We start from the raw sequence: 13,911 nt of genomic DNA on the forward strand, positions 1-13,911 counted from the left end.
GGGTACATTTATATCGTAGGATGTTTGTTTTTTAACTCAACTCTTTCATTAAATACCACAGCTCGACTGATAAAAGCGATTTAACTTGATATGACCACTCAAAACGATGCCGCCTTACCTAAAAATAATTTATCCAACAATGTAAATGACCACCTCGATGTTGCGCCAAGTATTTCTACTGAAAACACCGCAATAAAAGAACCAGCGCCCATGAGCTTAAAAGATCGTTTTCGTAAGTTTCTGCCTGTCGTCGTTGATGTTGAAACCGCAGGCTTTAACGCGCAAACCGATGCGTTATTAGAAATTGCTTGTATTCCTGTGCTACTTAATGAGCAAGGCGTATTTTATCCAGGTGAGGCTTTCAATGCGCATATCGAACCTTTTGAAGGCGCAAATCTTGAGCCAAGCGCGCTGGCTTTTACCGGTATAGATCCAAACAATCCATTACGTAAAGCGATTGCTGAAGATGAGAAAACAGCTCTACGCCGTATTTTTAAAGGTTTAAAAGAAGTACGCCGTGCTGAAGACTGCCGTCAATGTGTTTTAATTGGACATAATGCGCACTTTGATTTGGCATTTTTAAATGCCGCGGTCTTACGTACTAATAATAAAACCCACAACCCTTTTCATAACTTCTCAGTCTTTGATACCGTGACCTTGTCAGCACTCGCATTTGGACAGACGGTGCTTGCACGCGCCTGTAAAGCGGCAGGGCTTGATTTTGATGGCAATGACGCTCACTCAGCGCTATATGACACACAAAAGACTGCTGAGCTGTTTTGTCACATCCTTAACTCTTATCCTATGCTAAGCAATGCTTTGCATGTATCGGCCGTTGAAGAAGCATCGAATGAAGACACATCAAACAATAACTAAACAATAGATAGCTATTTTTAAATTATACTTATTATTAAGTATTAGAAAAAAATAATACTGACTTGTTAACTTTATGACTTATTAAATTTATAATTTTGTTATCTAGATTTTTTAATCAATACGGATATGGTTAATGCAGTAATAAGCAGGTCAACTGTCAGCCCAGCTAGTTATTGTGTATTGTCTAAGTAGAATTGATAGCTCACTTATCAATTCTTGTTTTTGTCTTTGAGGACACCCTAATATCCTATAGATGGTTTAAGTAGTTCACACTAACTTGATAGTAATTGTTATCAGGGCTTAATAGGAGGGACTTTATTATGGATCCACAACTCAAGTTATGGGGAACCATTATCGGTTATATGCTGCTTGCTTTAACCATTAGTGCTTGTACTTCATTATGGATTCGGTATCATTTAAAGAGTAATGACCTACATCCGCGGCGCGCACTCAAAAAAAGATACTTAATTTTAAAAAGACGTAGAAAAAGGCTTGACAGGAAGCTCGAACGCCATTAAAATACGCACCACTTCAGCATAAATGGTGAAAGCAGTTGAAGCGTTGTTACTAGTCCCCATCGTCTAGAGGCCTAGGACACCGCCCTTTCACGGCGGTAACGGGGGTTCGAATCCCCCTGGGGACGCCACTAACTGGCGTCACTTGTTAGCAAGTTTGCTGCAAAGCATTCAATAAGACTGATAAGCGTACCACCGAAAAGCCCCCTCATAATTTATTATGAGGGGGCTTTTTTTATGTCTATTGCTTTCTTTAAAGCTGAAGCAGCTATCGCCAATTCACTTTAAAAACGAGAACGTGTTGCTGAGATTAGTTTTTCACAGTCTCTGCCACGCTTGTAAGTAGCAAGCTAAAATAATTTATAGCAGTAACACATGATTATCAAAACACCGATTCACAGTATCGACTTTACTTGATAGCTATGCTATTTCACTTCTCAACTACTCGTAATTATCTATGCGCTTTGATTTTACTTCTAACCGTTAATTTAGCTTTCATATTTTTAGGAAAATAAAAAGCCAGCAATTTATGCTGGCTTACTTAATGAGCGAATGAACGCTGTATATCTAGAAACCCCACCAAATTTTATCTGCTAATATCAACCATAATAGTGCCAATACAATTAGCCCACCCAATACGGTCTGAATTAAGAAGAAGGCTTGGTGCTGCCCCACTACTTTTCCTAACGTCAAACCTAAGGTACTATACTTTATAGGATGGGTATCAATATCGACGTTTTCTTGCTGCTCTTCGTAATGCTGTTGCAAAATATTTAAAAACTGCTGCCATTCATTAGGCTGCCAGCTATCGGGCTTAAATGGCATAAAGGCTTTAAGCTTGGGCTCATTAACCATCCAGCGCTCAAGCGTAATAGAGCGTAATGACCAATTAGAAAAATGGCGCTCAGAAAGTACTGAAAAATCCAATATTTTTAGGTCTTTGTGGCGATCATCTACCAATAAGCGATTTTTGAGATTGGTCAATGCTTGCTCAGAACCTTCTACATATTGGAAAAAGTAGCCGTTGCCGTAGCAAAGAATACCTGTAATATTATCGACTTTATTGTGCTTAATCGCGATTTCTGCAATGTCGTTAAGCGTACTGGCATTTGAAAGCCCAGTTGCAGTAATATGGCTCAGATATACAAGCTGGCAGAGATCTGGCGTTACTGGATTGGTCGAATCATTGACCGTTGACAATCAGCTTCTCCCTATTATTAGGTAAATATAGCTAAGACAACCATACTCATTTTAGTAAAAATATAGAGACAAGACCTTAAAAAACAATCATTCGGCTTGGTATATTATTGATTTTATAAATGTTTATATTAATTGTATTAAGTTGGTTACATCATAGGTTAGTTTAGTCATCAAAGCAATATATCTTTATCTTGGGTAACAACTTATTAACTTCCAACAATGTTTTAGAAATATTCTTATTAGGGTTTTTAAATATGTTTTTAGAGAAGTTATAGAATAAAGGACTAATACTTTATCGTAGGAAGGAAAAATCTGTAGGATTACTTAGACAATATCGAACTGACTTTGGTTAGCTATAATCGATAAATTTTAAAAGAATAGAGTGGTGATGAGATGAACTTTTCAAGACCTCTAAGATGCAAAGAGCACAGCACGCGAAAGAGCCTCATGCTAGCAAAAGGCTATTGGGGGTGTATTTCTTATATATTAAGTTGACTATAATAATGATTATTGTGATTGAGCAGTAAGAATCGCTGCGAGCAATATCGCATCGTCAGGATAAGTTAGCTTAATATTTTGGCGACTGCCTGTGACTAGACGAATCGGCAATTTCAAGTATTCAAAAGCACTGGCTTCATCGGTGATAGCAAGCTTATGCTCAGAGACATAGGCCAATACTTGTTTCAATTGACCGAGTCGAAATACTTGCGGCGTTTGTGCTTGCCACATATTACTGCGATCAATCGTTTTTTGGGCATAAGCGTGCGGGATATAACGGTCGCTACAGCCATTGATAAGCTCAGCTTTAGCGCTAGGCTCCTTGCAGAGTAATGCTGTGTCAGACGATGAATACGCCTGCTTTAGAGTGTCAGCAACCGGTGTCGCTAAGATAGCACCGTAAGGCTCTAGCATCGCCACCTTAATGACTTGATCGATATCATGGCTGGGCACAGTGGGACGCGCCGCATCATGGATTACAACTAAATCCGTTGTAGCAGCGCCTGCATTGATAATCGCCTCTACTCCTGCCTGTACCGATTGCCAACGTTCAGCACCGCCAATAGCATAATAGATAGGAAGCGCAAAATTTAGTGTCTGTGCAGTGCTGTCATCTGCTGCCACGACCAATAAGCAGCTATCGATATAAGCACTATCAGCAAGTCGCGCCACACTGTGCTGTAGCAATGTTTGCCCTTGAAGCATCGTATATTGCTTGGCAATAGAGGCGCCAAAACGACTCCCACGACCAGCAGCGACAATCATAGCGTGTATATTAGGGGTGGTATTCATAACTCGGGGTTCATAAGGCGGGGTTCGTAAAATAGTATTCATGGGTTGATTCCATGACTATATAATAGTAGCTGAATAAATACTAATAAGAACAGAGGCTTAAAGTTGCGCGAAACCATCATTATTAATAACGGCTCATTGCGATGGGTGCAAAAATTAATAACGACTGTGTGTGGTTGGTGCCGTTGATACTTGTACAAAGGTTTCATTTGGCTTAATCAAGCCTAAATCTAAACGAGCATGTTCTTCTACAGCCTCAAGACCTGTCTTTAAATCATTTACGTCCGTACGCAATAAGTTATTTGCTAATACTTGGTTGTCATTTAAGCGTTGCTGCTCTTCAACCTGAGTCAGGAGCTTATTATGCTCAAATCGACCATTTTCACCCAGCCAATATTGATATTGCAGTCCTAACAGCACGGCAACGGCTAAAGCAAGTAGTATAAATTGGCTAAAGTATTTCATAAGCTGATAACGCCAAACGATATAGAGATAATAGAATAAAAACTGGCTAATCTTGCTAAGCGATATATAAGCAATTATATATCGCCCAGCGTTAGCTATAAGTTCAGCTCATTAGCCACGTAAACCGATAAACTCTTCACGGCCACGATAGCTTGCGCGTACTTGCTGCTCAATACGTAGTAGCTGATTATATTTCGCGACACGATCTGAGCGGCATAGTGAGCCGGTCTTAATTTGACCAGCAGCAGTACCAACCGCTAAATCAGCAATGGTGCTGTCTTCAGTTTCACCTGAACGATGTGAAATAATGGTTGCATAGCCATTTTTCTTCGCCAGATAAATAGCATCTAGGGTTTCTGATAAGGTGCCGATTTGGTTAAATTTAATCAAAATGGCATTGGCAATATGTTTATCAATACCTTCTTGCAAAATAGCGGGATTGGTCACAAATAAATCATCACCGACCAGCTGAACTTTATCGCCAATTTGCTCAGTCAAATATTTCCAGCCATCCCAATCTGACTCATCAAGACCGTCTTCGATAGAGATAATAGGATATTGACGTGCCAATCCTACCAGATAGTCTGAGAATCCTTGGCTATCAAAAGCTTTATTACCTTCGCCTGCTAAAATATATTTACCATCTTTATAGAACTCTGTAGCTGCGCAATCTAAGGCTAGATGAATGTCTTCACCTGCTTTATAACCGACTTGCTCAATCGCTTGCATGATAACCGTAATAGCTTCTTCATTGCTACGTAAGTTAGGAGCAAAGCCGCCTTCGTCACCTACTGAAGTACTTAAACCTTGTGATTTTAAAACAGATTTTAAGCTGTGGAAAATCTCAGTACCGGCACGTAGCGCTTCTGAAAAGCTCGTAAAACTAACCGGCTCAATCATAAACTCTTGAATATCAACCGTGTTATCCGCATGCTCGCCACCATTTAAGATGTTCATCATTGGCACAGGCATCGTCAATGAAGTCTGATTACGCAAATTGGCAATATATTGATGCAGCGGTAAGCTTTGCGACTGCGCGGCAGCTTTTGCGGCAGCAAGTGAGACCGCAAGTATGGCATTGGCACCAAGGTTATCTTTGTTGTCCGTACCATCCAACGCAATCATAGTGTCATCGATGTTCTGCTGTTCACTAACGTCCTTATCCATTAAAGCGCTACGGATTTGGCTGTTGACATTGGCAACCGCTTTTCTGACGCCTTTACCCATATAGCGATCTTTGTCACCATCACGTATCTCAACGGCCTCACGTGAGCCGGTTGATGCGCCACTTGGTACTGCGGCGCGGCCGATAGTGCCGTCCGCTAAGATAACATCGGCTTCAATCGTTGGGTTACCACGCGAGTCTAAAATCTCACGAGCGCGAATGTCTTTAATTGCGGTGACGTTGTTGGTTTCTTCAGCGTACATAATGTCTGTTAATTCCTTTGGTCATGCCAAGTTTAGGGGGTAAATAACGGCAGCTAGAATACAAAAAAGATAAAGCAAAATATCGTATAGCATATGCGCCCAAAACAGCTTTGCATATTGGTACAATCGGCTGATTTTGAGCACTATTTCTGAGCTATATTAAAGGTCTATTTAGTATATTAACAGCCGACTATAATGTTTGGCATCATAGCATATATTTTGCCAAACTTCCCTTATCTTACCCCAACTTGCGGTCATAAAATAAAACATAAATAGCAAGATTGGCAATTATCGATTTGCTCAAGTAAAGGTGATATCGCAAATACTAGACTTTTATAATTGTAAAAAAAACCTAAGCTTTCACTGGACGCTTTTTATCCGTATTAGAGTTAGATACCGTATTGTCTAGCTCAACCTCGGTTTTAAACCGCGTTAAGCGTAGCGCATTCATCAATACCGAAATGGAGCTTAGCGCCATAGCAGCAGCAGCAATCATAGGATTTAAAAAACCAAAAGCGGCAAGCGGAATACCAATGCAATTATAGATAAAGGCAAAAAACAGGTTTTGCTTGATATTGCGTAGCGTTGCTTGGGCAATTTTTTGTGCCGCATCAATATGCATGAGCGACTCACCCATCAAGCGTGCAGAGGCGCTATGCTGTGCGACATCGGTACCTTCAAACATCGCAAAGCTAGCATCAGCGGTCGCCATCGCTGGCGCGTCGTTAACACCATCCCCTGCCATAGCAACCTTATGTCCAGCCGTTTGCAATAAAGCAATTTGGCTGGCTTTGTCACGCGGGCTCATCTTACCATAAGCTTGTTCAATACCCAGTTGTCCTGCCACATGGTCGACGACAGATTGTTTATCACCGCTCATCAAAATCACATTGATGCCAGCATCTTGTAGCGCAGTAATTGCTCGTGGCGTATCCGCTTTTAAATCATCAGCTAAGGCAAAAGCACCCAGCGGCTCATCGTTAATACTAATCGCCACGGTACTAGCAATTTGCCATACTTTTGGCATCAACTTAGGTAAAGTGAGGTTAGCAAACTCTGCGGTACCGACCTTTATAACCCCAAGCCCTTCAATTTGTGCTTGTATACCCGCACCCTTTACTACGCTAATATCATTAACAGTTAATAGTGGCAAATGACGCTCTGCGGCAGCATTGATCAGCGCAGTAGCGAGCGGATGACTGGCATGCGCTTCAACGCTCGCTGCTATTTGTAATACATCATCAACAGCGAGTGACTTATCAACCATTACTTCATCAACGATAGTAGGCTTACCAATGGTCAATGTACCTGTCTTATCCAAGACAACGGTATCAATACTACCTGCAGCCTCAAGACTTTGGGCATCTTTAAACCAAACACCATGCCGAGCAGCGACACCCATTCCAGCCATGATAGCCGCTGGCGTTGCCAAACCAAGCGCACACGGACAAGCAATCACTAATACTGATACTGCATGCATCAAGGCGGTATCGACCATACCTGTCAGCCACCACGTCAACGCAAAGGTAACCAAGGCAATGGTCACAACAACTGGCACAAAGATCGCCGTTACTCTATCGGCAAGACGAGCCAAATTGGCTTTTGAGCCTTGTGCGTCGCTCAGCGCTTGTACCATGTCACCCAGCTTAGTATCGCTGCCTTTGGCACGTACACGGTATAGTAAGCTACCGTTTTCGACCAAGGCACCTGCCAGCAGCTCGCTACCAGCTTCTTTTTTAAGGGGTACGGACTCTCCCGTTAAATGGCTTTCCACACACCAACCACTACCATCGATAACGGTTCCATCGGTTGCGACTCGGCTACCTTGCTTAGCGCGTAAGATATCACCCACTTGTACTTCTTTAAGAGCCACATTATGGAAGTCACCATTTGGCTGCTGCTGCTCGACTTCGTCTGGTGTCAGCGATAATAGTAAATCAATGCTGTTTAAACTGTGCTTTTTGGTACGCTCTTCAAGATATTTACCTGTCCGTACAAAAGCAATGACCATCACGCCTGCTTCAAAATAAACGGCAGGGCCATTATGAACGCCATGACCGCCAGCGTGACTACTCTGCAATAGGCTATTTAAGCTGCCATCGCCATGCGTCAGCCATAGATAAGTCGAATACGCCCAAATAGTCACCGTGCCGATGACGACTAGGACGTCCATATTGGCAAGACCGCCTTTGATTGACGCCCAAGCACTCTTATAAAATGGTAATGCCAAACCAAATTGCACAATCGTTGCTAATATGAACTGAATCCAAACCGGTGGCATCCAAGCCATACCTTGACCAACAAGCATGCCTGCCATACCCACCAAAAATGGTAGCAAACAAACCCACAAACCAATCAAGCGCCACGGATACTGAGTTGCTGTATCCTCATCCGTCTGTGAAAATAAACTATCGGCTGCCTGCAAATTGGCCACAAAGCCGGTCTTATTGACCCATTCCGTCACCTGCTCTGGCGTTGTCTGCGTCGGATCATAATCTACATTGGCGGTCTCGCCTGCAAAGTTCACACTGACTTCATATACCGAAGGCTTTTTATTAAGTACCTTCTCGATTCGTGAGGCACAGGCCTGACACGTCATTCCCTCAATTGCCAGTTGCAAATGCGCACGATGCGGTGCAAGCGTCGTATTGGACTGAATATCAGTCTCAACATCGTAAGAATTATGGGTATCGGTACGGGTATAATCATTCATAAATAGAACTCGTCATGGCGTTTATAAATTGGTATAAGCTATAAAAGTATATCAATGGAAGAATAAAAATCTAAATCAAACAAGCAGTGCTCTCTAAAGGCAAATATCAGACTGCCTTTCAGAGCATTTGAATAGCAACCTTCTTACTATAGCAACATATATATTAAATGGTCATGACTAGCACCAATTCAACTATTTCAGCTGAACAACTATGTCAGCTTAAGCATACGTGTTACAGCAATAAGAAAGCTTATAGCTCTACTTTAATATTAATAGTTTTTAACCATTAAAAAACCAGCCATGATAGCTGGTTCGTTTATAACAACGAATAAAATTAAGCGTTGGCGATGGTGGCATCGAAGCCCGCATCATCAATAGCAGCTGCAATCGTCTCTACACTGGTCTTGCTATCATCAAAGGTTACTGTTGCTTGATTATCAGCAAGCTCGATACTGATATCGTCTAAACCATCGATATCTGCGGTCGCGTTATGGACACTTGCCACACAGCCGCCACAAGTCATGCCGTCAATTTTAATTATACGTGTTTGGTTTGCCATGTTAGGATCCTTATTTTTATCTGTGAATGAATGGTTTTTATACTTTAATTGTATAAGGCTTTATGAAGATACCCAAGACCAGCATAAGAGGTATTGGCGTTGACCACAAGTCAGTTTGGTTATCCTCTTATAAACCAAACCTAATCATGATAACGCGGATTTTGCGGGGCATCGATAGGAAATGGCTGTGTGACATAATCGACCATGCTGATTGCCGCTGTAAAAGCATGGATACTGGTTTCTGTATCATCGTAACGCACAAACGCAGTATGGCTATCCGTATCCAGCTCAATCGCCGTTACGCCTGTGATGTTCTTTAACGCCGTCATCACGCTATCTAGGCCTTCGGCGTCATCGATATTTTCGATACTTACTTGTGCAACTTTAATCGCCATTGTCTTGTCCTCTTATGATCTACTTTATTAATGAGTATCTAATACCTCAAAGCCTTTGACCAAATCATCAATCTGTTTAAGCTGACGTAAAAACGGCTCTAGTTGGCTCATACGTAGCGCACAAGGACCATCACACTTTGCCGTTTCTGGGCTTGGATGCGCTTCTAAAAACAGCCCTGCCAATCCTGTTGCCATACCTGCGCGGGCAAGCGTTGTGATCTGCTCACGGCGTCCGCCAGCGCTGTCGCTACGTGCGCCCGGCTGCTGCAAGCTGTGCGTCACATCAAAAAATACCGGAATATCCATTTGCTTCATGGTATCAAAACCAAGCATATCGACCACCAGATTATTATAACCAAAGGCGCTACCACGCTCACAGAGGATAAGCTTATCGTTACCGCCCTCAAGACACTTATTAACGATATGACGCATCTCGTGCGGTGCTAAAAACTGGGCTTTTTTGATATTAATAATCGCATCTGTCTTCGCCATCGCGTGTACCAAATCAGTCTGACGCGATAAAAACGCAGGCAGCTGAATAATATCAGCAACTTCAGCAACGGGCGCAGCTTGATACGGCTCGTGCACATCGGTAATAATAGGTACTTGGTACTTTTCTTTGATTTGCCCAAGCCAGTCGATGCCCTTCTCTAGTCCAGGGCCGCGATACGAATGCAGGCTGGAGCGATTGGCTTTATCAAAGCTGGCTTTAAAGACATAGCCAATCCCTAAGCGCTGGCATATCTCAACGTACTGCTCAGCAATCTCAAATGCCAATTCTTTAGATTCTAAGACATTCATACCACCAAATAAGACAAACGGCTGATCATTACCGATGTTGATAGTATTGTTATTAGGGGTATTAAGTTGAATATGTGATTGTGCGGTTAATAAATTTTCCATAAATTATTGTCCTCTTTATTATTATCAGAATTTCTATTCCATATTGTAACCGATAGCCCAATTAAAAAAAGTGTACAAGCGTAATTACATGCAATAGATCATAAGAAACATAAAATTCGGGAAGATATAAATCATAACTGCTATCATTAAAATCAGGCTCAAAAAAAAGACCGATCCGAAGATCAGTCTTTTAAGTTATTTTATGGTGGTAATGCCTGAAGCTTATTTATTATCGCTATAAGTTCTTGCTGCTTTGACAAAGCTATTGAACAATGGATGACCACCACGCGGCGAGCTGGTAAATTCAGGATGGAACTGTACCGCGATAAACCAAGGATGGTCAGCAAGCTCAACCGACTCAACCAAATGCTGTTTAGCAGAATAACCAGATACCGTCATACCTGCTTGTTCTAATGGTTCGATGTAGCGGTTATTCATCTCATAACGATGGCGATGACGCTCAGTGATGTTGGTTGAGCCATAGATTTGGGCAAGCTTACTACCAGCAACCAATTCGGCTTGCTGAGCACCTAAACGCATCGTACCGCCAAGGTCGGAGTCATCACTACGAATCTGCAATTCGCCACGCTCATCTAACCATTCAGTAATCAAACCAATGATAGGCTCAGCCGCCGTGCGATGGAACTCAGAAGAGTTGGCATCGATATGTAGCACATTACGGGCGTACTCAATCACTGCCAGCTGCATACCAAGACAGATGCCTAGATACGGCACTTTATTTTCGCGCGCATAAGTAATGGCCTTCATCTTACCCAACGTACCGCGCTCACCGAAACCGCCTGGCACCAAAATAGCATCGGCATCATTAAGACGTGCAAATAGCTGCTCATCAGTTTCTAAGATTTCGGCATCGATATAGTCGATTTTGACGTCGGCCTTATGGGTGATACCAGCATGTAACAAGGCTTCGTTGATAGACTTGTACGCATCAGGTAGCTCGACGTATTTACCAACCATCGCAACCGTCACGGTCGCTTCAGGATTCAACTGCGCTTCGACCACTTTATCCCAATCGCTCAAATCAGCTTCTGGTAAATCAAGACCAAAACGCTCACAGATTAAATCATCAAGATCTTGCTCATGCAAGGTACGCGGTATCTGATAGATGCTTTGAGCATCTTCACACATAATGACTGCACGCTCTTCGACGTTGGTAAATAGCGCAATCTTACGACGGTTGTCTTGGGAGATATGATGATCAGAGCGGCAAATTAAGATATCAGGCTGCAAGCCGATAGACCGCAGCTCTTTTACTGAGTGCTGGGTAGGCTTAGTTTTTGTTTCACCCGCACTAGCGATATAAGGCACTAGCGTTAAATGCATCAGCATGGCTCTATTGCGGCCTAGCTCTACTTGCATTTGACGTACCGCTTCCATAAATGGTAACGACTCGATATCACCAACCGTACCACCAATCTCGATAATGGCAACATCATAGCCTTCGCCACTGGCAAGGATTTTGCTTTTAATTTCATCAGTAATGTGCGGAATTACCTGCACCGTACCACCGAGATATTCGCCGCGACGCTCTTTGTTCAAGACGTTCTGATAAATACGACCACTGGTGAAATTGTTACTCTTACTCATCTTTGAATGGCGTAAAAAACGCTCATAATAGCCCAAATCTAAATCGGTCTCCGCGCCATCTTCGGTCACGAATACTTCACCATGCTGGAATGGGCTCATCGTACCTGGATCGACGTTGATATACGGATCCATTTTGGTCATCGTCACGTTTACGCCACGTGCTTCTAAGACGGCAGCAAGAGAAGCAGCGGTGATACCTTTTCCTAGTGAGGACACTACCCCACCGGTCACAAATATAAACTTGGTCATAGTACTCTGTCGGTAATTGGTAAAGAAGGATTTTACTAAAAATACGCCACAAAATATAGGGTAAAAGCATAAACTTGCTTAAACTCTTACTTTTTAGCGTTTTCAATAACAAATTTTCAGAAATTAAAAATCTTCACAACAAAAAAACTCACCCCGAAGGATGAGTTTTTTATAATCAAATTCTAATATTTAAATTAGAATTTGTATTCTAGACCACCACCGATACCAAAGCCGTCATATTCTGCTTTAGAAGTACCATCATCGAATTCTGAATTTAAATAAGAACCATAAACATGACCAGTGGTTGCTGCGTTGATAGCATATTTGCCACCTACAACACCACGTAAAGCATCACCATCTTTATCACCACCAAAATTACTAACTACGTCAGCTTGAGCGTATGCAGTCCAAGGAGTCGCTGTTTTCATTTGGCCACTTAGGGTAAATGCATTTTCATTGTCATCAGTGTTTAGATCCGTATTCTGATACAAAGCACCAACCGTTAATGCTGGGTTCACTGCGTAGTTACCACTAACACGAATTGCTTTCTTAAATTCGCCTACGATATCACCTGAAGATTGAATATAACTAAGACCAGCATTCATTGGACCCATTGCATACTTACCAGCGACACCGGCAATATTCTGTTCGTTTATGAAGTTATCTTCATCTAAGCCATACATAGCCATAAACTGCATGTTGTTATAGCTAGGTGTGAAATATGCAAAAGAGTTGTTAACACGTGGAGCATCAAAGCTAGCAAGTACGTTATCACCGCCTAATGGATTGCCTTGAGTAACGTTAGCAAAGTTAACGTAGTCATCAATTGCAGTCAAACGACCCATGATCAACTTACCATATTGGGCGTTTTGCAGACCAAGGTAGGTGTCACGTGAATAGAACTGATCACTATTAGCATCAACATTAATACCATATTCAAGTTGATATAAAAGATCTGTATTAGCAGTTAATGATTCAGAACCTTTCAAACCAATACGTGAAGCATTAGAGTTTAGTGAAGTACGCTCATCTGCATTGTCACTATCATTAAAACCAGGGCCAGAGAAGTCAACATCAGCTTCTACAAGGTCAAGAGTTAAGAACGCTTTACCATAAACAGTCGGCGCTGCGTTGGCTGCAGATACAGATAGAGCAGCAATTGCTGTAGCTAGAAGTAGTTTTTTCATGGGTATATCTCCACTTTACAATTTTAGTAATGAACGAGCTATGATTAGCTGGTGCTCACAATGGTATCGTCACAAATCCTCAAAGATATAATGTGTAACTGGCTACCGATATTAGTCAGAAACAAGTGTGGCGAATTTTTGTTACCGTAAGATGAAAAAGCTATGGCTTACATAATTGGGATTAAAAAGTAACTGCCATGTAAACTTAGGTCTTTTTCACTCTATTGTGTAACATCCGTTACCAAACTCATACTTCAGCTACAAGCATAACAACTTTGACATAATTTGCAACATATTTTTTAGGATTTAATAACATAAATAGCTGAAACCTACAGCTAATATGATATTTAACCTATCTTTAAGTATAGATAAAAAAAACACCCCTACTTACCAAAGACACATAAGGGTGGATACTATAAATATCAATAATAAGAACATAAAATTCTTTGATCGACTTATTATAACATATATAGATAAACAGCAACTTATTTATTAATAAGAATCTATAACAAAAATAAACGTA

General features: G+C 41.7%; 11 protein-coding genes and 1 tRNA gene. 2 read left to right on the top strand and 10 right to left on the bottom strand.

Features of this window, described 5'->3' with window-relative positions; translation table 11 throughout:
- Window positions 1–90 precede the first annotated feature (90 nt).
- Entirely contained in the window at window positions 91–876 is a 786-nt protein-coding gene (gene rnt / locus CAN34_RS01385; protein ID WP_089554109.1) for a ribonuclease T, read from the top strand.
- A gap of 570 nt (window positions 877–1,446) precedes the next feature.
- Window positions 1,447–1,522, top strand: a tRNA-Glu gene (locus tag CAN34_RS01390).
- Window positions 1,523–1,958: 436 nt separating this feature from the next.
- Here the strand turns inward: CAN34_RS01390 and CAN34_RS01395 are convergent.
- The 10 genes from CAN34_RS01395 to CAN34_RS01440 form a co-directional block, all read right to left on the bottom strand.
- Window positions 1,959–2,591, bottom strand: a complete 633-nt coding sequence (locus CAN34_RS01395; RefSeq protein ID WP_079692356.1) for a BLUF domain-containing protein — start codon at window positions 2,589–2,591, stop codon at window positions 1,959–1,961.
- Window positions 2,592–3,098: 507 nt separating this feature from the next.
- Window positions 3,099–3,923, bottom strand: a complete 825-nt coding sequence (locus CAN34_RS01400) for a 2-C-methyl-D-erythritol 4-phosphate cytidylyltransferase (RefSeq protein ID WP_254423042.1) — start codon at window positions 3,921–3,923, stop codon at window positions 3,099–3,101.
- Between the two features lie 114 nt (window positions 3,924–4,037).
- Window positions 4,038–4,346: a septum formation initiator family protein gene (locus tag CAN34_RS01405; RefSeq protein ID WP_079692357.1), complete on the bottom strand. Its 309-nt coding sequence runs from the start codon at window positions 4,344–4,346 to the stop codon at window positions 4,038–4,040.
- A 111-nt stretch (window positions 4,347–4,457) separates the two neighbouring features.
- Window positions 4,458–5,774 carry a phosphopyruvate hydratase gene (gene eno, locus CAN34_RS01410; RefSeq protein ID WP_089554110.1) on the bottom strand — a complete coding sequence of 439 codons (1,317 nt, stop codon included), beginning with the start codon at window positions 5,772–5,774 and terminating at the stop codon, window positions 4,458–4,460.
- Window positions 5,775–6,126: 352 nt separating this feature from the next.
- Entirely contained in the window at window positions 6,127–8,487 is a 2,361-nt protein-coding gene (locus tag CAN34_RS01415; protein WP_089554111.1) for a cation-translocating P-type ATPase, read from the bottom strand.
- 334 nt (window positions 8,488–8,821) lie between these two features.
- The gene (locus CAN34_RS01420) at window positions 8,822–9,046 is read right to left on the bottom strand and encodes a heavy-metal-associated domain-containing protein (protein WP_060491649.1); all 225 of its coding nucleotides are present in this window, start codon (window positions 9,044–9,046) and stop codon (window positions 8,822–8,824) included.
- Between the two features lie 140 nt (window positions 9,047–9,186).
- Window positions 9,187–9,441 carry a cation transporter gene (locus CAN34_RS01425; protein ID WP_089554112.1) on the bottom strand — a complete coding sequence of 85 codons (255 nt, stop codon included), beginning with the start codon at window positions 9,439–9,441 and terminating at the stop codon, window positions 9,187–9,189.
- Window positions 9,442–9,468: 27 nt separating this feature from the next.
- Window positions 9,469–10,344 (bottom strand): 3-deoxy-8-phosphooctulonate synthase, encoded by an 876-nt coding sequence (gene kdsA, locus CAN34_RS01430; protein WP_089554113.1) that lies wholly within the window; start codon window positions 10,342–10,344, stop codon window positions 9,469–9,471.
- Between the two features lie 222 nt (window positions 10,345–10,566).
- Window positions 10,567–12,201, bottom strand: a complete 1,635-nt coding sequence (locus CAN34_RS01435; protein ID WP_089554114.1) for a CTP synthase — start codon at window positions 12,199–12,201, stop codon at window positions 10,567–10,569.
- A 194-nt stretch (window positions 12,202–12,395) separates the two neighbouring features.
- Window positions 12,396–13,388 (bottom strand): porin, encoded by a 993-nt coding sequence (locus tag CAN34_RS01440; RefSeq protein WP_089554115.1) that lies wholly within the window; start codon window positions 13,386–13,388, stop codon window positions 12,396–12,398.
- Between the last annotated feature and the right edge of the window lie 523 nt (window positions 13,389–13,911).

Source organism: Psychrobacter sp. DAB_AL32B (assembly GCF_002224105.1).
In the GTDB taxonomy this organism is placed as follows: domain Bacteria; phylum Pseudomonadota; class Gammaproteobacteria; order Pseudomonadales; family Moraxellaceae; genus Psychrobacter.

Bases quoted from the DNA above. Each gene is read 5' to 3' on its own strand.
- rnt (WP_089554109.1), top strand. From the start codon at position 91: ATGACCACTCAAAACGATGCCGCCTTACCTAAAAATAATTTATCCAAC.
- CAN34_RS01420 (WP_060491649.1), bottom strand. From the start codon at position 9,046: ATGGCAAACCAAACACGTATAATTAAAATTGACGGCATGACTTGTGGC.
- CAN34_RS01440 (WP_089554115.1), bottom strand. From the start codon at position 13,388: ATGAAAAAACTACTTCTAGCTACAGCAATTGCTGCTCTATCTGTATCT.
- CAN34_RS01415 (WP_089554111.1), bottom strand. From the start codon at position 8,487: ATGAATGATTATACCCGTACCGATACCCATAATTCTTACGATGTTGAG.
- CAN34_RS01400 (WP_254423042.1), bottom strand. From the start codon at position 3,923: ATGAATACTATTTTACGAACCCCGCCTTATGAACCCCGAGTTATGAAT.
- eno (WP_089554110.1), bottom strand. From the start codon at position 5,774: ATGTACGCTGAAGAAACCAACAACGTCACCGCAATTAAAGACATTCGC.
- kdsA (WP_089554113.1), bottom strand. From the start codon at position 10,344: ATGGAAAATTTATTAACCGCACAATCACATATTCAACTTAATACCCCT.
- CAN34_RS01405 (WP_079692357.1), bottom strand. From the start codon at position 4,346: ATGAAATACTTTAGCCAATTTATACTACTTGCTTTAGCCGTTGCCGTG.
- CAN34_RS01435 (WP_089554114.1), bottom strand. From the start codon at position 12,201: ATGACCAAGTTTATATTTGTGACCGGTGGGGTAGTGTCCTCACTAGGA.
- CAN34_RS01425 (WP_089554112.1), bottom strand. From the start codon at position 9,441: ATGGCGATTAAAGTTGCACAAGTAAGTATCGAAAATATCGATGACGCC.